We start from the raw sequence: 23,207 nt of genomic DNA, 5'->3' as shown, positions 1-23,207 counted from the left end.
GTGCCTCAGTTCGTGAGGCGGACGCGACTTTTTGCAGGCCCGATGTCAGCAGCTTGCTGCTGCCGGCGTCGCGCGCGGGCCTTGCACCGACGCAGGGAGGGCATCGAAAGCCCACGGAAAGGGAAACGAAGACCCGATATTTGGGAAGCTCGCGTTATAGACGCCTCCGGGTGGGGTAACGAGCGGGCTGAAACCAGAAGGAATTAGAACGCGCCGGCCCAAAAAAGAAACCCGGCATGAAGCCGGGTTTCAAAGGACGGGTAACGAACTGTTTCAGGCAGGTGCCTGGATGTTCGATGCCTGTTTGCCTTTCGGGCCTTGCACGACCTCGAAGGTTACTTTTTGACCTTCCTTGAGGGTCTTGAACCCATTCATCTGGATGGCCGAGAAGTGTGCAAACAGATCCTCACCACCTTCGTCAGGCGTGATGAATCCGAAACCTTTTGCGTCATTGAACCATTTGACCGTACCAGTTGCCATTCCAACTTCCCCTGTAACTCATGTCACTACCACGAGCCCTCGAAAAGCTCGACGACCGCGCGATGCAGCCGCTCCCTCCTCACAAGCTCACCATCGGCATTTTTTCGAATTATGGCTCAGTGAAAAAAGTGCCAGCTTGATTGTTGAGGCTCTTTATTCGAGTGTCAAGAAGATTTTGAGATGCCGTTGTCGCGTTGCAAACAGGCGTTTTCCAGGGTTTTTCCGGCTTTTGTTTTGTTATGTGCGGTTGCCCAAGCGAGCCGTCTTGAAAAGTCGCATAATCGACTCACATGCTGTTCTGCGGGTCGCGCACCGTCAGCTGACCGGGCCGGTGCCCTCAGCCAGCATTGGCAGGTTGTGCGATACTCGATCCGACTGCGGCGCAGCACGGCTGCGACGCATCACTGGATAGGGGCCGGCTCCGCAATCGGCTCGTCGAATGACGCAACGCTTTTGGGGGTAATCCCCCATCAGACGGTAGCGAACGGGCTTACCGGCCGGTTGGCCGGGTTTTGACAGGATTGCGGGCCTGTCCTAGTTGTTTAGAATGCGTGTATGGCGATTATCCCGGACAAGCAGGACGGCACCGTACTGGAGCGGCAGGAAAAGAAGCTGAAGCCGCCTTCCATGTACAAAGTGGTGCTGCTGAATGACGACTTCACGCCAATGGAATTTGTCGTGATGATCGTGCAGGAATATTTCAATAAAGATCGCGAAACCGCAACTCAGGTCATGTTGAAGGTGCATCGCGAGGGCAGGGGAGTTTGTGGGGTCTATACGCGGGACATCGCGTCGACCAAAGTCGAGCAAGTCGTTACCCACGCACGGCAGGCCGGGCATCCGCTGCAGTGTGTGATGGAGGAAGCATGATTGCCCAGGAACTGGAAGTCAGCCTGCACATGGCGTTCATGGAAGCACGCCAGGCGCGGCACGAGTTCATCACGGTCGAACATCTTTTGTTGGCACTGTTGGACAATCCAACGGCCGCGGAGGTGTTGCGTGCATGCGCGGCCAATATCGAGGATCTGCGCCAGAACCTGCGCAACTTCATTCATGACAACACGCCTACCGTGCCTGGCACGGATGACGTCGACACGCAGCCCACGCTGGGTTTCCAGCGTGTGATCCAGCGCGCGATCATGCATGTGCAATCCACCTCGAACGGCAAGAAGGAAGTGACCGGCGCGAATGTGCTGGTGGCGATCTTCGGCGAGAAGGACTCGCATGCGGTCTACTACCTGCAGCAGCAGGGCGTGACGCGTCTGGATGTGGTGAATTTCATCTCGCATGGCATCGCCAAGACGAGCAGCACGGACGCCGCGAAAGCGAGCGACGCGAATGCCGAGTCCGACGAAGCCGCCGCGCAGAAGGAAACGCCGCTCGCCCAGTTCACGCAGAACCTGAACCAGATGGCGAAAGACGGCCGCATCGACCCGCTGATCGGGCGCGAGTCGGAAGTCGAGCGCGTGGTGCAGGTGCTGTGCCGCAGGCGCAAAAACAATCCGCTGCTGGTCGGTGAGGCCGGTGTCGGCAAGACCGCGATCGCCGAAGGGCTCGCCTGGCGTATTACGCGCGGCGAAGTGCCGGACATTCTGGCCGATGCGCAGGTGTATTCGCTCGACATGGGCGCGCTGCTCGCCGGCACCAAGTATCGTGGCGACTTCGAGCAACGTCTGAAAACGGTCCTCAAGGAATTGAAGGAACGTCCGCACGCGATTCTGTTCATCGACGAAATTCATACGCTGATCGGCGCGGGCGCCGCGTCGGGCGGCACGCTGGACGCATCGAATCTGCTGAAGCCGGCGTTGTCGTCGGGCACGCTGAAGTGCATCGGCGCGACCACGTTCACGGAATATCGCGGCATCTTCGAAAAAGACGCGGCTTTGTCGCGCCGTTTCCAGAAGGTCGACGTGACCGAACCGACCGTCGAACAGACGGTGGCGATCCTGCGCGGGCTGAAGTCCCGCTTCGAGGAGCATCACGGCGTGAAGTATTCGTCGGGTGCATTGTCGGCGGCGGCTGAATTGTCGGCACGCTTCATCACGGATCGTCATCTGCCGGACAAGGCGATCGACGTGATCGACGAAGCTGGCGCGGCGCAACGCATCCTGCCGAAGTCGAAGCAGAAGAAGACCATCGGCAAGAACGAGATCGAAGAAATCATCTCGAAGATTGCTCGCGTCCCGCCGCAAAGCGTGTCGCAAGACGATCGCAGCAAGCTGCAAACGCTGGATCGCGATCTGAAGAGCGTGGTGTTCGGGCAAGACCCGGCCATCGACGCACTGTCGGCCGCGATCAAGATGGCGCGTGCGGGCTTGGGCAAGCTGGACAAGCCGATCGGTGCGTTCCTGTTCTCCGGCCCAACGGGCGTCGGCAAGACGGAAGTGGCGAAGCAACTGGCGTTCACGCTGGGGATCGAGCTGATCCGCTTCGACATGTCGGAATACATGGAGCGCCATGCGGTGAGCCGTTTGATCGGCGCGCCACCGGGCTATGTCGGTTTCGATCAGGGTGGTTTGCTGACTGAAGCCGTCACGAAGAAGCCGCATTGCGTGCTGCTGCTCGACGAAATCGAGAAGGCGCATCCGGACATCTACAACGTGCTGCTGCAGGTGATGGACCATGGCACGCTGACGGACAACAACGGCCGCAAGGCGGATTTCCGCAACGTCATCATCATCATGACGACGAACGCGGGCGCCGAGGCAATGGGCAAGGCGGTGATCGGCTTCACGAACCGCCGGGAAACCGGCGACGAAATGGTCGACATCAAGCGCATGTTCACGCCTGAGTTCCGTAACCGTCTGGACGCAACGATCAGCTTCCGCTCGCTGGATGAAGAAATCATCATGCGCGTGGTCGACAAGTTCCTGATGCAACTGGAAGATCAGTTGCACGAGAAGAAGGTCGATGCGCTCTTCACCGACGCGCTGCGCAAGCATCTCGCCAAGCACGGTTTCGATCCGTTGATGGGTGCGCGGCCGATGCAGCGTCTGATCCAGGACACGATCCGTCGCGCGCTGGCCGACGAACTGCTGTTCGGCAAGCTGATGAACGGCGGTCGCGTGACGGTCGACGTGGATGCGGAAGACAAGGTGCAGTTGACCTTCGACGAACATCCGGCGCCGCGCAATCCGAATCCGGAAGCGGTTGAGGTCGAGTAAGTCAGGCGGGTAAATTTCAGTCGTTGCTCTGAAAGCAGAACGGCGCGGGTTAAACCCCGCGCCGTTCTGCTTTTTGCGTTCCGGCCGCGTGCCCGGAACGTTTGCTCAACTCTTAATCGGCTGGCGCGGTTTCGTATGGATGCGCGGACGGGATGACGCGCTATCGAAGCCAATCGGCGCCGCCATGTACGCGTTCAGCTTGTCGCGCACCCACGGCTCCGGATTGCCGACTGTGGCGATGATGCCGGTGGTGGAACCGCCGCCAAGCAGCACGGCAAAGATGCCGCGTACTGGTAAATCGCCATACGCCGGCCCGGAGATGTCGAACGGTTCCGCATGCGCGAACAGATCTTCGACGGTCTTACCCATGTAGGTCTGGAAAGGCGTCGGGAATTCGAGCGCGAGGATAGTCGGATTGATGTTGTGATAATCCGATCCGATCGCGGGGTCGCCTAGCATATAGCTGCCACCGCTTCCCCAATGCTGGCTGTCGAAATCCGCGTAGACCTCGTCCGTGGTGGCTGGCGTGCGGCTCGCGGGAATCTGCCAGGGCATCACCGGCACCTTGAGCGCGCGGCTGACGGTCTTGCAAAAGTCGAAGAACCGATCCCATTCACGCGGACTGTAGCAGTAGCCGTTCACATAAGCGCGTTGCGTGAAGTCGTCCGCTTCATAGCGGTCGATGGCGAGGAAGTCGGGCGGGTTCGGACCGCTGTAGACCTCCAGCGCCTGCACGTACGCTGCCGTCTGTTGGGCGAAGGTGGCCGGATCGTTATCTTGATAGATCCACTCCGAATAGCCGACGCCCCAAAGGTTGATTTGCCAGCCGAACACAACTTTCGGGGCAACGGTACGGACCAGCCAGTTCACCGCCTCGACGTAACCGCGTATGTCTTCGGTCACGGTCGCGGGAATGACGGCTTTGACCGACCAGTGGTCGAGTGCCGTTTGCAGCGGCGCGCGCACCGGCATTCCGTAACTCGCGCCAAAGCCCGCTTGCTGGCAGGCGCCGAGGAAGTCGGGGTTGACGATAAAGCCGGCCGGCACCGGATGGGCGGCATCGATCGTACCGTTGGCGAGATTCAGCGCCAGGATGAAATTCGCGAAACTGTGGGCGTGCTGATCGGCATTGGCGAGCATCCCCGGCGTATTGCCGAGCGACAGATTGCACGTGTACGAAATCATCACCGGAAGCACGGTCTGTCCGTTGTCTAGCGCTGCTTCGACATTCCTCGCGAGTTGGATCGCCTGCCTGGTGGATTGATCGTCGGTGAGGTAGGTGTTGTCGTCGCCGGCGCCGTCGAAGCCCGCGTAGTTGAACAGAGACGACGCACGTGCCGCAACGAAATCGGCCTGATTACCCGGTGTGAGATCGGCGCATCCTCCGAACGACAGGAAAGCAGGAAAGCCCGGCACGTTGAGATTTGCGGACGCATCGATGGACAGGTCGAGTGCCGTGCTGCCGTCAACAGCAACGACGAGCGTGTTGGCAACGCTCATTGCAAAGACCGTACCGCCGGAGACGAAATCGTCCGCGTGGACCGAGTACGTGCCCGGCTTCACCGGCGCGCTGAAGGCGGTTTTCTGGGTGCTGACAGACACCGTTTGCGTGTAGCTCATGCTCTCGCCGGACAGGCGCAGCGTAATTTGCCGGGCCACGGTTTTTTCAGCCGTGATATTGACGGGAACCCTGACGTAGCCGGTCGTATCGACAGGCGCGGTTTGCACCATTGAATCGTCGATAAGAACCTCGTGAAGCATATTTTTCAATTCGACAGCCGGTGTTGAAAAGGAATGCTTAGTATTGTTTAGCGCAATGTTGCCGATCTGAATCAGTGCAGTGCCTGATGCCGGAAGTTTGCGTAACTGCGTAGAACTGTTGATGCCGGCAGCAAACGAAGCCAGGGTTTGGCCGCTTGCCTGGTCGATGACGACGACGTCAAGTGTCTCTGTCGCAAGGCCGCTCAGCGCGCCGATGGCGATATCCAGGGCGGAGTATCGCTGTACGGGGCCGAAAGTGACGGAAACCGGCGCGGTCTGATTGGGCGCTACGGTGACCTGCGTCGGCGCAATGATCAGTGGTGCGCTGACGGTCTCGTCGTCGGTGCAGATGTCATTGCCGCTGACCGAATAGGCGCCCTGCATCAGTGCGACGCTGGTCGTCTTGCCATAACTGAGCGTGAGATCGGATCGCTGACTGCCGAGGCTGAAGGTAAGCACTGGCGGAAAGCCGGCTAAGGCCGAGTCGGGAGGGGCTGCACAATCGACAGACACGCTGCCGTTCACGTCGGGCGCCGCGTCGGCCGCGATGACAAATGAGTTGAGGTAAGCATCCGGATTGTGGGTCAGATCGCCGTTTATCCCGATCGTGAACTGATCGCGCGGATCCATCGTGTGCGCTTCAGCAAAATCGAGTTGAGCCGAGACTGAAAAGGTGGTTGTATCGATCTGCGTCGAACCAACATGGGGCGTCACCTGGACCCACGACATAAACGTCCCGTTGATGTCTGTGTCGGCCACGGCGGCCGGCGACGTGAAATTCATCGAAAGGAACTGACGGACGTTGACGGGGGTTCCGTCTTCGTACTTGAGGCCGGAAACAACGATGGTGCCGTAATACTGACCGGCACCTGCGCCTACGACTGCGTCATACAGGACTTTCATACTATCTCCAGGCAAAAGCTGACCAACGAGACGTTTCGGCTCATGACAGTCGGGAGCAATCTATCCGCCTCAATGGGTGAAAGGATTTCTGCGTGAATTCGATCTGATTCGTCATCCGAAATAATCACGACGAGACGTGATTTGCTTGATTTGACTCCTGCGGGTTAGTTGGTTAGGCAGCGGGTTCGATGTCCGTGGCGAAGACATTTGATGCACTATCGCCTTGAGTCTCGCCCGACGTCACGACAGCCGCCACACGACGAACTATTGATCGATTGTAGTTTTTTGTGGGTGCACTTCAAAAGAGCTTAGCGTCGCAGGATGCGCCTGGATGTGTCGCATTTCGAGCGTGCGAAGACAGGGCATGCCTGCGAACGGCAAGCCGGTGTCGATGCGGAAGATTGGGTGCTGTCGAGTGTCGTCGAGAGTCGTGGCCGCTGCGCGACGCCTGCGACGAATCATGTGCGGAACAAGGGACCGCGCCCAGGCCGGCGGAACGGGCGCCGGCGCGAAATGTGTCGACCAGGCGCGCCGTCGCCACGGGCGGACATGGCGCGCCGATGCTCGCTTCAATGCTTCCCTGTACTGCCGAACCCGCTAGCGCCACGCTCGCTGGTTTCGAAATCATCGACGATATTGAACTCGGCTTGCACGACCGGCACAATCACGAGTTGCGCGAGGCGCTCCATCGGATTCAGCACGAACGCGGTCTCGCCGCGGTTCCACGTCGAGATCATCAGCTGACCTTGGTAATCCGAATCGATCAGGCCGACCAGGTTCCCCAGCACGATCCCATGCTTATGGCCCAGGCCCGAACGCGGCAGAATCAGCGCCGCATAGCCGGGATCGGCGACGTGAATCGCCAGACCCGTTGGCACCAGAGCGGTTTCGCCGGGTTTCAGCGTCAACGGTTCGTCGAGGCAGGCGCGCAGGTCGAGGCCCGCGCTGCCGGTGGTCGCGTAGGCCGGCAGTTGGTCGCGCATGCGCGCATCGAGAATCTTCAGGTCGAGTTTCATGCAGGTTCGAAGGGTTAGGTCGTGGAGGCCGGGCGTCCGAGTTGAAACGCGTCGGCGAGAAGTTCATAGGAGCGCAGCCGGGCGCGGTAGCTGCCCGCGACGGTGAGCACGATCAGTTCGTCGGCCTTGAACTGCTCCTGCAAAGCATGAAGCCGTTCGGTGACGGTTTCCGGCGTGCCGATGATACTGCGGGGCTTCTCGCGGTCGATCACCAGTTGCTCGCGTACGCCGTATTCTTGCGCAGCGCCTTGCTCGATCGTCGGAATCGGCGCATTCAGGCCAAGGGCCATCTGCACGCGGCGCAGGTCGACTGCTTTTTCCAGGTCGGCGGCTTCCTGTTCGGTGTCGGCGCAAATCACGAACACCGAGGCGGCCAGATAGGGCTGGTCTGTTTCCAGGCTAGCCTTGAAGCGTTCACGATAAGCCAGCGCCACCTGATGCCCGAAATGCGCGTTGATGAAATGCGCGAATGCAAAGCGGATGCCGAGTTGCGCCGCCAGCAGGCCGCCGAATTCACTCGACCCGAGTACCCACAATTGGGGGCGCGTGGCGATTTGCGGCTGAAGCAGTACGCCGTGCCCAAGGTGATCCTCGGGCAGTGTGCCGTGCATCAGGCCGACCAGATCGGCGACCTGCTGCGGAAAAATTTCGCCGCGATTGTAGGCACCGGCTGCGACTGCTTGCGCCGTGCGCATGTCGCCGCCTGGGGCGCGTCCTACGCCGAGGTCGATACGATTGGGAAACAGCGCCTCGAGCATCATGAATTGCTCGGCGACCTTGAACGGGCTGTAGTACGGCAGCATTACGCCACCTGAGCCGAGTCGAATGCGTTTGGTCACGCTGCCGAGGCGCGCCAGCATCACCTCAGGGCAGGGATTCGACACGCCGCGCAAGCCGTGATGCTCGGCGCACCAGTAGCGCGTGTAGCCGAGGTCGTCAGCAAGCTGCGCAAGTTCGACGGTGGCGGCGATTGCGTCCGCCACCGAGTGCCCGTCGATCACGGGCGTTTGATCGAGCACGGAAAGTAGCGTCATGTCAGTACTGCTCCAGATGATGCGGTGCGCCAGAGGCGCTCGCGGCGAACGCAGCATGCGCCGCCGCGAGCGGCTTTAGCGGACCAGACTTGTGTCGGGCAGACGCCTGGCAATTTCTACGATCAATGCGCGCGCGAGCGTCTGCTTGTCGGCGCGCGGGAGCTTCGTTGCACCACCTGCTTCGAACAGGATGACCTCGTTGTCGTCGAGACCGAAAGTCTGCGGGCCGAGATTGCCGATCAGGAGCGGTACGTTCTTGCGCACGCGCTTTTCTTCGCCATGCACTTCAAGATCGCCGCTTTCCGCGGCAAAGCCGACTGCGAAAGGCGGATGCGGCAACCTGGCTACCGCTGCCAGGATGTCCGGATTCTCGACGAACGTGAAGCTGGGCAGCGCACGGTCGGCGGTCTTCTTGATCTTCTGTTCGCTGGCGTGATCGACACGCCAGTCGGCCACCGCGGCCACACCGATAAAGATGTCGGCGTCCGCGACCGAGCGCATCACCGCGTCGTGCATTTGCTGGGCGGTTTGCACGTCTTCGCGGAACACGCCCCACGGCGTTTCCAGCGCGACAGGGCCGGCGACCAGATGCACCTCGGCGCCCGCTTGTTGGGCGGCGCGTGCCAACGCAAAACCCATCTTGCCGCTCGAACGATTGGTGATGCCGCGCACTGGATCGAGCGGCTCGAAGGTCGGGCCGGCGGTCAGCAACACGCGGCGGCCGGACAGGATCTTGGGCGAGAAGAACGACGCGATCGCCTCAAACGTGGCGGCCGCTTCCAACATGCGCCCGTCGCCGGTTTCGCCGCACGCTTGCGGACCCGAATCGGGGCCGAGCACTTCAATGCCGTCCGCGCGTAGCTGCGTGACGTTGCGTTGGGTAGCGGGGTTTTGCCACATCTGCCGGTTCATCGCCGGCACGACGAGCAGCGGACAATCGCGCGCGACACACAGCGTCGAGAGCAGATCGTCGGCCATGCCGTGCGCGAGTTTGGCGAGGAAGTCGGTAGAGGCCGGTGCAATGACGATCGCGTCGGCTTCACGCGATAGATCAATGTGCGCCATGTTATTCGGCACGCGCGTGTCCCACTGGCTCGTATAGACTGGCCGGCCAGACAGCGCCTGCATCGTGACTGGGGTGATGAATTGCGTGGCCGCTTCGGTCATCACGACCTGCACGGTTGTGCCGGCCTTGGTCAACAGGCGCGTGAGTTCGGCGATTTTGTAGCAGGCAATGCCGCCCGTCATACCGAGGACGAGGTGTTTTCCTGCGAGTTCTGCGGTTGCCAACGAAAGCCTCCGACAAAGCGTGGTGGCCGGTGGTGGCACTGGCCACCGCCACCGGTCTTCAAACCGGACATGTGCTCGGCCGTGTTCGTGACGGTCCGGCATGGTCTTTAAACATGGCCCCTATGCGTGGCCCCGGAGCATAGTCACCGAGCACGGCCCAGGTTCGGCCCATATATCAGGCCAAAGCGGGCAGTAACTCGCGTTACTGCGAACCGCGCACGCGCCGCAACTCGTCGAGCACAAGCAGGATCGCGCCGATCGTGATCGCGCTGTCGGCGAGATTGAACGCCGGCCAGTGCCACATGCGCACGTGGAAATCGAGAAAGTCGATTACATGGCCGTACGCGAGCCGGTCGATCACGTTGCCGAGCGCACCGCCGAGAATCAGCGAGAGCGCGGTGCAGAACATCTTCTGTCCGCCATGACGCTTGAGCAGATAGCAGATCACGAGTGCCGCGACCACGCCGAGCGCGGTGAACGCCCAGCGCTGCCAGCCGCCCGCCATCGCGAGGAAGCTGAAGGCAGCGCCACGGTTGTACACGAGGATCAGGTTGAAAAACGGCGTGACCTCATGCGGAACACCGTAGGCGAACACTTTCTGGATCGCGATCTTGGTGAGCTGATCGAACAGAATCACGATCAGCGCGACGCCGAGCCAGGGCGCCAGCGAACCGTTTCCAGACGACGCTTTCGACATGGTTCTCGCCATTATGCCGCGCTCCTCGTTTCTCCGTTGCCGAACAGATTGCTGAAGCAGCGGCCGCACAGGTTGGGGTGTTCGGCGTTGGCGCCGACGTCCGGGCGGTAGTGCCAGCAGCGTTCGCACTTCAGATACTTCGAGGCGATCACTTCGACGCCTTCTTCCGCTTCGCTATCAACCTTCACGACGTTCGCTGCTGACGTGATCAGCACGAACTTCAGGTCGTCGTCGAGGCTCGCGAGCGCGTCGTATCGCGCGCCGCTCGCGCGGATTTCGACTTCCGCTTGCAGCGACGAACCGATCAGGTTCGCCACGCGTGCTTCTTCCAGCGCCTTGGTTACGTCGCTACGCGCGGCGCGCAGCAGTGTCCATTTGTCGAGCAGCTCGCCAGCTTGCGGCACTGCCGGGAACGCGTGATACGTCTCGGTGAAGATCGTTTCGCTGTTCGGCGAGAAGATTTTCCACGCTTCTTCGGCGGTGAACGACAGGAACGGCGCCATCAGGCGCAGCAGGCCGTGTGCGATGTGATACAGCGCGGTCTGAGCCGAACGGCGTGCAACGGAGTCGGCCGCCGTGGTGTACAGGCGGTCTTTCAGCACATCCAGATAGAAGCCGCCCAGGTCTTCCGAGCAGAACGTCTGCAGCTTGGCGACCACCGGGTGGAACTCGTACTTGTCGTAGTGCGAGAGGATGTCGTTCTGCAGGTTCGCCGACAGCGCCACCGCGTAACGATCGATCTCGAGCCAGTCTTCGAGCGGACGAGCGTGTTGCGCGAAGTCGAAGTCCGACAGGTTCGCGAGCAGGAAGCGCAGCGTGTTGCGGATGCGGCGATAGCCTTCCGTCACGCGCTTCAGGATCTCTTCGGAGATCGCCAGTTCGCCCGAGTAATCGGTCGAGGCGATCCACAAACGGATGATTTCCGCGCCAAGGCGGTTCGCCACTTCATGCGGATCGATACCGTTGCCGAGCGACTTGCTCATCTTGCGGCCTTCGCCGTCGACGGTGAAGCCGTGCGTGAGCAGCGCGTTATACGGCGGGCGGCCGTCGAGCATCGAAGCCGTCAGCAGCGACGAGTGGAACCAGCCGCGGTGCTGGTCCGAGCCTTCCAGATACAGGTCAGCCGGGAATTGCAGTTCGTCTTTATGCGAGCCGCGCAGCACGTGCCAGTGCGTGGTGCCCGAATCGAACCAGACGTCCAGTGTGTCACGGTTCTTCTCGTACATATTGGCGTCGTCGCCGAGCAGTTCGCGCGGGTCGAGCGTTTGCCATGCTTCGATGCCGGCCTTCTCGACGCGTTGCGCGACTTCTTCGAGCAGCTCCAGCGTGCGCGGATGCAGTTCGCCGGTTTCCTTGTGCACGAAGAACGCCATCGGCACGCCCCATTGACGCTGACGCGACAGCGTCCAGTCCGGGCGGTTCGCGATCATGCTGAAAAGGCGCTGCTTGCCCCACGACGGATAGAAGGCGGTGTTCTCGATGCCTTCAAGCGCGGTTTCGCGCAGCGTCTTGTCGGAGTCGTTCGGCTTCACGTCCATACCGGCGAACCACTGCGAGGTCGCGCGGTAGATGATCGGCGTCTTGTGGCGCCAGCAGTGCATGTAGCTGTGCCGATAGTTCTCGGTGCGCAGCAGCGAGCCGGCTGCCTGCAGGGCTTCGACGATCTGCGGATTGGCCGCCCAGATCGACAGGCCGCCGAACAACGCGAGCGATTCGATGTAACGGCCGTCGCCCATCACCGGATTGATGATGTCCGAATCGGCCATGCCGTGCGCTTTGCAGGACACGAAGTCTTCCACGCCGTACGCCGGTGACGAGTGGACCACACCCGTACCCGTTTCGGTCGTGACGTAGTCGCCGAGATAAACCGGCGCCGTACGCTTGTAGGCCGGATGCGCGACTGCGAGCGGATGATTGAAGCGCAGGTTGACGAGCTTCGCACCCGGCGTGGTCGCGATGATCGAGCCTTCCAGTTCGTACTGTTTCAGGCACGCTTCAACACGCTCTTCGGCCAGGATCAGCAAGCCGCGCGGCGTGTCGACCAGCGCGTAGACGATTTCCGGATGCAGGTTCAGCGCCTGGTTGGCGGGGATGGTCCACGGCGTGGTGGTCCAGATCACGATGCCGCCTTCGTTGCGCGGCAGTGCAGTCAGGCCGAATGCCTGCGCAGTCTTTCCCGGTTCGGCAAAGCTGAACAGTACGTCGATGGTCGGATCGGTCTTGTCCGCGTATTCAACTTCCGCTTCGGCCAACGCCGAGCCGCAGTCAAAACACCAGTTGACCGGCTTCAGGCCGCGATACACATAGCCCTTTTCCATGATCTTCGCGAGCGCGCGGATTTCGCCGGCTTCGTTCGTGAAGTTCATGGTCTTGTACGGATTGTCCCAGTCGCCGAGCACGCCCAGACGGCGGAAGCCGACCTTCTGCTTCTCGATCTGCTCGGTCGCGTAAGCGCGCGCCTTCTGCATCACTTCAGCGGCCGGCAGCGACTTGCCGAACTGCTTTTCGATCTGGATTTCGATCGGCATGCCGTGGCAATCCCAGCCCGGCACGTAGACCGCGTCGAAGCCCGCCAGATTGCGCGCCTTGACGATCATGTCCTTCAGGATCTTGTTCACCGCGTGGCCGAGGTGGATGTCGCCGTTCGCATACGGCGGGCCGTCGTGCAGGATGAACTTCCTGCGGCCTTTGGAAGCAGAGCGGATCGTCTCGTAGACCTTGCGTTCCTGCCATTCCTTGACCCATTGCGGCTCGCGCTTGGGCAGGTCGCCACGCATCGGGAACGGCGTGTCGAGCAGGTTGACCGGGTAGCGTGACTGCGGTTTCGAATCGGCTTTCTTGTTGCTCATGATGAGGTCGCGGTGAATTCTTTCTAAGCGCAGCGAGGCTGCGGTATGCGCATGAAGCGCAGGGCGTTGGGCGCGCCCGGCAGGCATGTCGCGTGATTCACGGACGCCCTTCGATGCGCGCAGCGGTGGGTACATGCAGCACACAGTGCACTCGCATGTACCGCGGCGGCTATCTAATTCGGTCGGTGGCCGAGGTGGCGAAACCGGTGGAACGGCTGCCCGGCGTGCCGGCGCCGACGGCTGCGAACCACGCGCGCGCATTGGCGACGTCGCGCGCGATGGCGGCGGTCAGCGTTTCGAGGTCGACGTATTTTTCCTCGTCGCGCAGCTTTTTCAGGAATTCGACGCGCACGAGTTTGCCATACGCATCGCCGTGCCAGTCGAGCAAGTGCACTTCGAGCAGCACGCGGCCGGAATCGTCCACAGTGGGGCGCAAGCCGAGGCTGGCGACGCCCGGCAACGGTTGGTCCGTTACGCCGTGCACGCGCACCACGAAAATGCCGGCAAGCGCCGGACGCTTGTGCGCGATCGGCAGATTTAGGGTGGGGAAACCGAGATCGCGGCCGAGCTTCATGCCATGCACGACATGGCCGCTGATCAGGTAATCGCGGCCCAGCGCGGCGCGCGCCGAGTCGAGATCGCCCGCCACCAGCGCCGTGCGCACGCCCGAGCTGGAAATGCGCGCGCCGGACGGATCGGCCACGGTGGCCATCTGCTCGACTTCGAAACCGTACTGTTGACCCGCGGTCTTGAGCGACGCGAAATCGCCCACACGCTTGGCGCCGTAGCGGAAGTCGTCGCCGATCATCACCCAGCGCGCATGCAGCCCGTTGACGATGATCCGTTCGACAAACGTATCCGGCGACTGGCTCGCGAAGGTGTGATTGAAATGCTCGACCACGACCCGGTCGACGCCGTTGGTGCGCAGCGCCTCGAGCTTGTCGCGCAGCATCGCGATTCGCGGCGGCGCGCCAGCCGGGTTGAAGAACTCGCGCGGGTGCGGCTCGAAGGTCATCACGCAGACGGGCAGGCCGCGTGCATCGGCTGCGGCCCGGACGTGGGCGAGCAAAGCCTGATGGCCGCGGTGGACACCGTCGAAATTGCCGATGGTCAGTGCGCAGGGCGCACGGCTCTCAGCATTGGGAAGACCGCGGAAGACTCTCACGATAGCGGGTTTGAGGTAGGGCGGCCGAGGTGCCGCAAAACAAACGATTATAAACGCTCAGCGCACGAGACGGCGGCGCGTCGCCGTTTCAGTGTCCTCCGAATGATAAAATCCACGGATGAAAAAACTCGTCATCCTGATTTCCGGACGGGGAAGCAACATGGAAGCTATCATTCGCGCCTGCGCGGACGAGGGCTGGGCGGCGCAAGTCGCCGCCGTGATTGCCAACCGTTCTGACGCCGCGGGCCTTGCGTTCGCAGCGTCGCACGGCATCGCCACCGCGGTGGTCGACCACCGCCAGTTTCCCGATCGCGACAGCTTCGACGCCGCGCTGGCACAAGAAATCGACAGCTTCGCGCCCGATCTGGTCGTGCTCGCCGGCTTCATGCGGGTGCTTACGGCCGGTTTCGTCGACCATTACGCTGGGCGCATGCTGAACGTGCACCCCTCGCTGCTGCCGAGCTTTCCGGGCCTGAAAACCCATCAACAGGCCCTTGACGCTGGCGTGCGTTTGCACGGCGCGTCGGTGCATTTTGTCACGTCGCAGCTGGACCACGGGCCGATCGTCGCGCAGGCGGCCGTCCCCGTTGAGGCTGGCGACACCCCCGCCACGCTCGCGGAACGCGTGCTGGCAACCGAACACATTATCTATCCACGCGCAGTGCGCTGGTTCGTCGAAGGGCGTCTTGCCCTTGACGGCTTGCGCGTCACGCTTACGCCGCCGGAGCCGCAATGGCTCTTTGCCGGTCACACCGCCGGAGAGGGCGCATGAGATTACATGGTTTTTTGATTGGACAAACTGAGACTTTGCTGGCTGAAGTCCTGAGACTGAACGGCCCGGCCGACGCCACGACGAGCCGCTTTTTCCGCGCGCATCCGAAGCTCGGGCACGGCGAGCGCGGCGTGATCGCCGAGGCGGTCTTCGCGGTGCTGCGCCGCCGGATGGAATTCGCCCACCTGGCCGAAGGCGGAGCGGGCAGCCCGGCCCGCCGCATGGCCTTGCTGGGACTGATGCAGACGGCCGGGCGTACCGCGCTCAAGCCATTCGTGTCGGAAGCCGAGTCGCGCTGGCTCGAACACGTCGCCATGATCGACCCGGAAAGCCTGCCGCTGCGAATTCGCCTGAATTTGCCCGACTGGATCTATCAGGCGCTCTCCAAGCGCTTTGAACCCGCTGAACTGGCGCAACTGGCCGCCGCGCTGAACTATCCGGCGCCGCTGGATCTGCGCGCGAACCCGATCAAGGCAAGTCGCGACGACGTGCTGAACGCGCTGTCGAAGGCCGGTATCGAAGGTGGTGCAACGCCTTTCGCACCGTTCGGCGTGCGGGTGGTCGGCAAGCCGCCGCTCACCAAGCTGGACGCGTTCCAGCATGGCTGGGTCGAAGTGCAGGACGAGGGCAGCCAGCTGCTGTGTTCGCTGGTTGCGCCCAAGCGCGGCGAAATGATCGTGGATTTCTGCGCGGGCGCGGGCGGCAAGACGCTGGCGCTGGGCGCGGCGATGCGCTCCACCGGGCGCCTGTACGCATTCGACATCTCCGAGCGGCGTTTGGCCAAGCTCAAGCCGCGCCTCGCGCGTAGCGGGCTGTCGAACGTGAATCCGGTGCTGATTGACAGCGAACACGATGCGAAGATCAAGCGTCTGGCCGGCAAGATCGACCGCGTGCTGGTCGATGCGCCATGCAGCGGGCTGGGTACGCTGCGCCGGAATCCGGACCTGAAGTGGCGCCAGTCGCCGGAATCGGTGGCCGAACTGGCGCCGAAGCAGGCGTCGATTCTGGCCAGCGCCTCGCGCCTGGTGAAGAAGGGCGGCCGTCTCGTCTACGCGACCTGCTCGATTCTGGAAGCGGAAAACGAAGCCGTCGTGCAGCAGTTCCTCGCCGATCATCCGGACTTCGCTTTGGTGCCGGCGCGCGACGTGCTCGCCGAGCAGCGCATCGACCTGGAAATGGGCGATTACCTGTCGCTGTGGCCGCATCGCCACGCCACTGACGGCTTCTTCGCAGCCGTGCTGGAACGCCAGAGCTAAACGCAACAGGTTATCCGCCGGCGCGCAGGCGATTTCGGCTGCATCATGCAAAACCGTATTTTTCCTCACATGTTCAGCGACCTCGCGCGCGACTTCGGCCAGCCGGTGATGCTGTGGCAGGCCGGCGCGCTGCTTGGCACGCTCGTCGTCGCGTGGCTGCTCGCGCGCCTGTTGCGCCGCACGCTCGATCTGCGGCGCCAGACGCGTTACCAGACCCTGCGTTTCGGCGCGGAAAGCCTGAACCGTGCGTTCTTTCCGCTGATCGGGGCGGCGCTCGTCTGGGTCGCGCAGGCGATCACCGGCCAGTTCATGCACACCGCGCTGCTCGATCTGGCGCTGGTGCCGTTGTTCGGTATAGGCCTGATCTATATCGTGTTTTTCTTCGCGCGGCGGGTCTTCAGCCAGGACGGCGCGACGCATCCCGGGCTGTTCCTGGTGGAGAAGGTCGTCTCGCTGGTCGTTTGGGTCGGCATGGTGCTCACCGTGATGGGCATTCAGGACGACGTGATCGCCTGGATGGGCAGCGTGCACTTCAAGGTCGCGAATGCGCACATGACGGTGCTCTCGCTCACCACGGGCCTGCTGTGGGTGGGCGTGACGATGATCGTCGCGATGTGGCTCGGCGCCACGTTCGAAGACCGCCTGATGCGCTCAAAGACGCTCGACGCCAACCTCAAAGTGGTGGTGGCGCGGGTCGGGCGTGCTGCGTTCGTGCTGGCGGCGGTGCTGATCAGTCTGTCGCTGGTCGGCATCGACATTACGGTGCTGGGGGTGTTTGGCGGCGCGCTGGGCGTGGGGCTTGGGTTCGGGTTGCAGAAAATCGCCAGCAATTACGTCTCGGGCTTCATCATCCTGATCGACCGCTCGCTGCGCATCGGCGACACGATCAACGTCAGCGGCCTGCAGGGCATGGTCACGCAGATCCGCACGCGTTATACGGTGGTGCGCGGTCTGGACGGGATCGAAACGCTGATCCCGAATGAAAAGCTGATTACGGACGTGGTGCAGAACCAGTCCTCCTATCTGACGCGCGGCTACGCCAAGGCGGCCGTACAGGTCGCCTACTCCTCTGACGTCGAGCAGGCGATGGCGCTGCTCGCCCAAGCCGCGCAAGGTGTCGCGCGGGTGCTGCAGGAGCCGGCGCCTGCGCCCTATCTGGTTGGCTTCGGCCCCGACGGCATCAACCTCGAACTGGGTTTCTGGATCGAAGACGCGGCGACGGGCACCTCTGGCGTGCGCTCGGCCGTGAATCGCAACATCTGGCGTCTATTCTCCGAACATGACATCTCGATTCCTTTCGCGCAACGCGAGGTGCGAATCGTCGGTAACGTGAGCGACGCGATGCAGCGAGAGGTAACAATGACCGCTGCCGCGGCTAATCAGGCCGACAGCGCCCACTGACGGGCACTTCGGACCCGCCTGCAGGTCAAAAAACAAGCTCCGGCGCTTCCGTCCGGTTGATGTCGCACAAAAAATCCCTATTTGTTACAAACACTTGGAACGCTTCAAGTAGAATATCGTCCAATCCCGCTGTATGCTTTCACTTTCTTGACACACGCATTTTGCTTGTGTCTGGCGTCTCTTGTTCCACAGGTAAATTGCCTTGTTGAATTCCTTGCTCGATTTCCTTGCCCACGGCCTGCTGCACTTCTCGTGGTGGCAACTTGTGCTGTACACGCTGGTCGCAACGCACATCACGATCATTGGCGTAACGGTCTATCTGCATCGCTGCCAGGCGCACCGTGCGCTGGAGTTGCATCCGATCGTCAGTCATTTTTTCCGCTTCTGGTTGTGGATGACCACCGGCATGCTGACCGGCCAGTGGGCCGCGATTCACCGCAAGCACCACGCCAAGTGCGAGACCGAAGAAGATCCGCACAGCCCGCAAACGCGTGGCATCTGGAAGGTGCTGCTCGAAGGCGCGGAACTGTATCGTTCCGAAGCCAAGAATGAAGAAACGATGCGCAAATTCAGTCACGGCACGCCGAATGACTGGATGGAACGCAACGTCTACACCAAGTACCCGATCCTCGGCGTGAGCCTGATGATGGTGCTGAACGTCGCGCTGTTCGGCGTCGTCGGCCTGACCATCTGGGCCGTGCAGATGATCTGGATTCCGTTCTGGGCGGCCGGTGTGGTGAACGGCCTCGCGCACTGGTGGGGCTACCGCAACTTCAACTCGTCGGATGCCAGCACCAACATCTTCCCGTGGGGCATCATCATCGGCGGTGAAGAGCTGCATAACAATCACCACACGTATGCGACTTCGGCCAAGCTGTCGAACAAGTGGTACGAGTTCGATATCGGCTGGATGTACATCCGCATCATGTCGGCGTTTCGTCTGGCCAAGGTAAAGAAGATCGCGCCTACGCCGCGTCTGACCACCGGCAAGCTGGTGCTTGACCAGGACACGTTGCAAGCCGTGCTGGCAAACCGCTACGAAGTGATGGCGCGTTACGGCAAGGCGCTCAAGCGTGCTTACCGCCAGGAGTTGGCGCACCTGAAGGAAGTTGGCGCGCGCGAGAAATATCAGGTGATGCGCGGTGCGCGTAGCTGGTTCCACAAGGAAGAAGCGGGTCTCGACGAGCCGCAGAAGCGCCAGTTGCCGCAAATCTTCGCGAACAGCCAGAAGCTCAAGACCTACATCGACATGCGCAATGAACTGGCGGCGATGTGGGAGCGCTCGAATGCGTCGCGCGATCAACTGCTGATTCAGTTGCAAGACTGGTGTCATCGCGCAGAGCAAAGCGGTATCAAAGCACTGCAAGACTTCGCGATGCGCCTGCGCCGTTATGCTTGATCGCATGCCTGAGCGCGAAATCCATTAAAATTTCGTTACGTCACAAAACCCCGCGTTGGCGGGGTTTTGCTTTTTGGGCCGCGGCAATTTCAACGACACGCGATTGACGGTCCGCGGCGGCAGAGCGAGGGCAGAGGAGATTATGGATCAGCAGGCGATCAGGACCGTCGAATACGACCGGCCACAGGCGCAGAGCACGACCTGCGGGATCGGGCAGGCGTGGGCGAAGGTGCCCGACGTGCCGTCGGCGGAACAGAAGGTGGCGTTGAAGGAGCGCATCCGCGCATTGCTTAAGCGCGAGAAAGCCGTGCTCGTCGCGCACTATTACGTCGACGCGGAACTGCAGGAGCTCGCCGACGAAACCGGCGGTTGCGTGGCCGATTCGCTGGAAATGGCGCGTTTCGGTCGCGATCACGAGGCGCAAACGCTGGTGGTGGCGGGCGTGCGCTTCATGGGCGAGACCGCGAAAATCCTGAGTCCGGACAAGCGCATTCTGATGCCTGATCTCGACGCGACCTGTTCGCTCGACTTGGGCTGTCCGGTCGATGAGTTCTCGGCTTTCTGTGACGCTCACCCGGATCGCACGGTGGTCGTGTACGCGAACACCAGCGCGGCCGTTAAGGCTCGTGCGGACTGGATGGTGACGTCGTCGATCGGGCTGGAAATCGTTGCCGACCTGCACGCACGCGGCGAAAAGATCATCTGGGCGCCGGATCGGCACCTCGGCAGCTATATCCAGAGCAAGACCGGTGCGGACATGCTGCTGTGGCAGGGCTCGTGTCTCGTGCACGACGAATTCAAGGGCATTGAACTCGATCTGTTGCGCGCCGAATATCCGGGCGCGAAAGTGCTGGTGCATCCGGAGTCGCCGGCTAACGTGGTCGCGCAAGCGGACGTGGTGGGTTCGACAACCCAGTTGATCGACGCCGCGCAAAAACTCGACGCGACGCATTTCATCGTGGCGACCGATCTCGGCATTCTGCACAAGATGCAGCTTGCGGCGCCCGGCAAGACGTTGATCGCCGCGCCCACGGCTGGCAACAGCGCGACCTGCAAGAGTTGCGCGCATTGTCCGTGGATGGCGATGAACGGCCTCGCCAACTTGGCCGAGGTGCTCGACCGCGGCCACAACGAAATCTTCGTCGATCGAGTGATCGGCGAGCGGGCGCGTCTGCCGATCGACCGGATGCTCGACTTCGCGGCGCGTCACAAGAAGCGCGTGCAAGCCAGCGGCGATCTCGCGCGCGACGCACAACTGTATTCGAACGTGGGAGCGGCGTAATGGGGGCAGTTGAAGGGGCTGTGGAACTCAATCAGGCCGAGGCGGTGTCGCCGCTGTTCGCAGAGATTCATGCGCAGTACGGTGCGGCGTTCGATGCCGCGTTAGCCCGCAACGTCGCCGACGCGCTGGCCGAAGATGTTGGCGCAGGCGATCAGACCGGCCGCCTTGTCCCCGCAGACGACCTGCGTGATGCACGCATTATCGTGCGCGAAGATGCCGTGCTGTGCGGTGTGCCATGGTTCAACGCGGTGATGCGCCAGGTCGATCCGCGTATCGACGTGCAATGGCGTTATCGCGAGGGTGATCGGATGACAGCGGACGCGCCGGTCTGCGAGCTGCGCGGCCCTGTTCGAGCGCTGTTGACAGCCGAGCGCAATGGGCTGAATTTCCTGCAACTGCTGTCGGGCGTGGCGAGCGCAACGCGCCGTTATGTCGACGCGATTGCCCACACTCAGACGCGCATCCTCGATACACGTAAGACCTTGCCGGGCTTGCGGCTCGCGCAGAAATACGCAGTGCGCGTGGGCGGCGGAGCGAATCAGCGGCTTGCGTTATACGACGGCATTCTGATCAAGGAAAACCACATCGCCGCAGCGGGTGGCGTCGGTGCGGCGATGGATGCGGCGCTCGCGCTGAATGCGGGCGTGTCGATCCAGATCGAAGTCGAAACGCTGGCGCAATTGGAAACCGCGTTGGCGCATCGCGCGCAATCCATTCTGCTGGATAACTTTTCGTTCGATGCGATGCGCGACGCAGTGCGTATTACGGCAGGGCGGGCGGTGCTGGAGGTGTCCGGCGGTGTGAACTTCGAGACGGTGCGGACCATCGCGGAAACGGGCGTCGACCGTGTGTCGATCGGTGCGCTGACCAAAGATGTGCGCGCAACGGATTACTCGATGCGGATCGTCTGAGCGCACGCGCCTAAGCGCTCGCAGTCAATGAAAAAGCCGTCGCTGGGAAACCCGCGATGGCTTTTTCACTTCAGCTTTAGACATCACACATTGCGGTTGCGCACATGCTCTGGTGACAACACCGTCGGCAGCGCTTTAGGCAACGTGGCCGGCCAATCGCGGCTGAAGTGCAGGCCGCGGCTTTCACGCCGTGAGCGAGCGCCTTCGACGATTAGCGACGCCACGTCGACCAGATTGCGCAATTCAAGCAAATCGCGGCTCACCTTGAAGTTCGCGTAATACTCGTGAATCTCGTCACGGAGCAAGGCGAGCCGATGCCTGGCCCGCGCGAGCCGCTTGTCCGTCCGCACGATGCCGACGTAGTTCCACATCAGGCGACGCAGTTCATCCCAGTTGTGCGCGACCACCACTTCTTCGTCCGGATCGGACACGCGGCTTTCGTCCCAGTCCGGCAGCGGCGCATGGACGGCGGCGCTGAAGCCTTCTTCCTCGATGGCCTGCGCGGCGGAGCGTCCGATCACGAGGCACTCGAGCAAGGAGTTGCTGGCAAGCCGGTTTGCGCCGTGCAGGCCGGTGCATGACGTTTCACCGACCGCATAGAGGCCCGCGAGATCAGTCCGGCCTTCCAGATCCGTCACGACGCCGCCGCACGTGTAGTGCGCGGCAGGGACCACCGGAATGGGTTCTTTGGTGATGTCGATGCCGAATTCCAGGCAGCGGGCCAGAATCGTTGGGAAGTGTTCGCGTAGGAATTCAGGCGGCTGATGGCTGATGTCGAGATACACGCAATCAATGCCGCGTTTCTTGATCTCGAAGTCGATCGCGCGCGCGACGATGTCGCGCGGCGCGAGTTCGGCCCGTTCGTCGTGGTTCGGCATGAAGCGCGTGCCGTCCGGCAGCTTCAGAATGCCGCCTTCGCCGCGCACCGCTTCCGAGATCAGGAACGACTTCGCATAAGGATGGAACAGGCAGGTCGGATGGAACTGGATGAATTCCATATTCGACACGCGGCAGCCCGCGCGCCAGGCCATCGCGATACCGTCGCCGGTCGCGGTGTCGGGGTTGGTGGTGTACAGATAGACCTTGCCGGCGCCGCCGGTGGCGAGCACCGTATGCGGCGCCTCGATTGTCACGGTGCGGCCGCTTTGCAGATCGAGTGCATACAAACCGTGGCAGCGACGGCCTGGCAGGCCGAGGCGGTCGGACGTGATCAGGTCGATCGCGTAGTGGTCTTCGAGCAGGGTGATGTTCGGATGATGGCGTACACGCTCGCTGAGCGTGGTGACCACGGCATGGCCCGTTGCATCCGCAGCATGAATGATGCGGCGATGGCTATGGCCGCCTTCGCGTGTCAGATGGAAGCCGAGTTCGGCCGCGTCGTCTTTGGTGAATGGCACCCCTTGCTCAATCAGCCATTCGATCGCGGCACGTCCGTGCTCGACGATGAAGCGCGTTGCCGCCTCGTCGCACAGGCCGCCACCCGCAATGAGTGTGTCGCGCACATGGTTTTCGATGCTGTCCGCCGAATCCAGTACCGCGGCGATGCCGCCTTGCGCCCAATCGCTTGCACCTTCGGTCATCGATCGCTTGGCGACCACCGCAACCCGCCGGGTCTCCGCGAGATTGAGCGCGACGCTCAAACCTGCCAGACCGCTACCGACAATCGCTACATCGAATTCCATCGCCTGCATCTCCGTCTTTCGTTTTGCCATGACGGTGTGCCATTCGCACGCCGCTAAAACGAGAAAGGATACGCGTCACAACGGATGAGGGAAAGCTGGCCGAACGGGATAAGACTGTCCTGGTAGACAAAGGGCCGCTAAGCAG

The 23,207-nt window shown here is 61.9% G+C and carries 17 protein-coding genes; 8 read left to right on the top strand and 9 right to left on the bottom strand.

The features are described 5' to 3' along the window. Positions 1–273: 273 nt before the first annotated feature. On the bottom strand, positions 274–480 hold the full coding sequence (locus tag AYM40_RS16430) for a cold-shock protein (RefSeq protein ID WP_007180614.1): 207 nt from the start codon (positions 478–480) through the stop codon (positions 274–276). Between the two features lie 555 nt (positions 481–1,035). On the opposite strand from AYM40_RS16430, the gene clpS reads away from it, so the two are divergent. Both clpS and clpA read left to right on the top strand, forming a co-directional pair. Beyond that, complete coding sequence (clpS, locus tag AYM40_RS16425) at positions 1,036–1,350, top strand: ATP-dependent Clp protease adapter ClpS (protein ID WP_006050100.1); 315 nt, start codon at positions 1,036–1,038, stop codon at positions 1,348–1,350. Continuing rightward, on the top strand, positions 1,347–3,644 hold the full coding sequence (gene clpA, locus AYM40_RS16420) for an ATP-dependent Clp protease ATP-binding subunit ClpA (protein WP_063497131.1): 2,298 nt from the start codon (positions 1,347–1,349) through the stop codon (positions 3,642–3,644). The genes clpS and clpA overlap by 4 nt, the downstream gene beginning before the upstream one ends. Before the next feature lie 105 nt (positions 3,645–3,749). Here clpA and AYM40_RS16415 read toward each other — a convergent pair whose 3' ends face one another. The 7 genes from AYM40_RS16415 to AYM40_RS16385 form a co-directional block, all read right to left on the bottom strand. Further along, a complete protein-coding gene (locus AYM40_RS16415) occupies positions 3,750–6,308 on the bottom strand; it encodes a hypothetical protein (protein ID WP_063497130.1) in 2,559 nt (852 codons plus the stop codon). 569 nt (positions 6,309–6,877) lie between these two features. Further along, on the bottom strand, positions 6,878–7,324 hold the full coding sequence (gene dut, locus AYM40_RS16410) for a dUTP diphosphatase (protein WP_063497129.1): 447 nt from the start codon (positions 7,322–7,324) through the stop codon (positions 6,878–6,880). Positions 7,325–7,338: 14 nt separating this feature from the next. Next, the gene (locus AYM40_RS16405) at positions 7,339–8,358 is read right to left on the bottom strand and encodes an LLM class flavin-dependent oxidoreductase (RefSeq protein ID WP_063498069.1); all 1,020 of its coding nucleotides are present in this window, start codon (positions 8,356–8,358) and stop codon (positions 7,339–7,341) included. Positions 8,359–8,433: 75 nt separating this feature from the next. After that, the gene (gene coaBC / locus AYM40_RS16400; RefSeq protein WP_063497128.1) at positions 8,434–9,648 is read right to left on the bottom strand and encodes a bifunctional phosphopantothenoylcysteine decarboxylase/phosphopantothenate--cysteine ligase CoaBC; all 1,215 of its coding nucleotides are present in this window, start codon (positions 9,646–9,648) and stop codon (positions 8,434–8,436) included. A gap of 202 nt (positions 9,649–9,850) precedes the next feature. Continuing rightward, the gene (gene lspA, locus AYM40_RS16395; RefSeq protein WP_063497127.1) at positions 9,851–10,357 is read right to left on the bottom strand and encodes a signal peptidase II; all 507 of its coding nucleotides are present in this window, start codon (positions 10,355–10,357) and stop codon (positions 9,851–9,853) included. Next, positions 10,357–13,194 (bottom strand): isoleucine--tRNA ligase, encoded by a 2,838-nt coding sequence (gene ileS / locus AYM40_RS16390; RefSeq protein WP_063498068.1) that lies wholly within the window; start codon positions 13,192–13,194, stop codon positions 10,357–10,359. The genes lspA and ileS overlap by 1 nt, the downstream gene beginning before the upstream one ends. 169 nt (positions 13,195–13,363) lie before the next feature. After that, complete coding sequence (locus tag AYM40_RS16385) at positions 13,364–14,359, bottom strand: bifunctional riboflavin kinase/FAD synthetase (protein WP_063497126.1); 996 nt, start codon at positions 14,357–14,359, stop codon at positions 13,364–13,366. Positions 14,360–14,477: 118 nt separating this feature from the next. On the opposite strand from AYM40_RS16385, the gene purN reads away from it, so the two are divergent. The 6 genes from purN to nadC all read left to right on the top strand — a co-directional run bounded on the left by purN (position 14,478) and on the right by nadC (position 21,380). After that, positions 14,478–15,131 carry a phosphoribosylglycinamide formyltransferase gene (gene purN, locus AYM40_RS16380; RefSeq protein ID WP_063497125.1) on the top strand — a complete coding sequence of 218 codons (654 nt, stop codon included), beginning with the start codon at positions 14,478–14,480 and terminating at the stop codon, positions 15,129–15,131. Further along, positions 15,128–16,387: an RsmB/NOP family class I SAM-dependent RNA methyltransferase gene (locus AYM40_RS16375; RefSeq protein ID WP_063497124.1), complete on the top strand. Its 1,260-nt coding sequence runs from the start codon at positions 15,128–15,130 to the stop codon at positions 16,385–16,387. The genes purN and AYM40_RS16375 overlap by 4 nt, the downstream gene beginning before the upstream one ends. A gap of 45 nt (positions 16,388–16,432) precedes the next feature. After that, positions 16,433–17,788, top strand: a complete 1,356-nt coding sequence (locus tag AYM40_RS16370) for a mechanosensitive ion channel family protein (protein WP_063497123.1) — start codon at positions 16,433–16,435, stop codon at positions 17,786–17,788. A gap of 202 nt (positions 17,789–17,990) precedes the next feature. Then, on the top strand, positions 17,991–19,187 hold the full coding sequence (locus tag AYM40_RS16365; RefSeq protein ID WP_063497122.1) for a fatty acid desaturase: 1,197 nt from the start codon (positions 17,991–17,993) through the stop codon (positions 19,185–19,187). A 142-nt stretch (positions 19,188–19,329) separates the two neighbouring features. Next, positions 19,330–20,469 carry a quinolinate synthase NadA gene (gene nadA / locus AYM40_RS16360; RefSeq protein WP_063497121.1) on the top strand — a complete coding sequence of 380 codons (1,140 nt, stop codon included), beginning with the start codon at positions 19,330–19,332 and terminating at the stop codon, positions 20,467–20,469. Continuing rightward, entirely contained in the window at positions 20,469–21,380 is a 912-nt protein-coding gene (nadC, locus tag AYM40_RS16355; RefSeq protein WP_063497120.1) for a carboxylating nicotinate-nucleotide diphosphorylase, read from the top strand. The genes nadA and nadC overlap by 1 nt, the downstream gene beginning before the upstream one ends. A gap of 83 nt (positions 21,381–21,463) precedes the next feature. On the opposite strand, the gene nadB is transcribed toward nadC, so the two are convergent. Then, positions 21,464–23,062, bottom strand: coding sequence for an L-aspartate oxidase (gene nadB, locus AYM40_RS16350; protein WP_063498067.1), 1,599 nt, complete (start codon positions 23,060–23,062; stop codon positions 21,464–21,466). Positions 23,063–23,207 lie beyond the last annotated feature (145 nt).

Source organism: Paraburkholderia phytofirmans OLGA172 (assembly GCF_001634365.1).
Taxonomy (GTDB): Bacteria; Pseudomonadota; Gammaproteobacteria; order Burkholderiales; family Burkholderiaceae; genus Paraburkholderia.
Note: the sequence above shows the minus strand (reverse complement) of the source record. Positions and strands in the feature narration are given on the sequence as shown.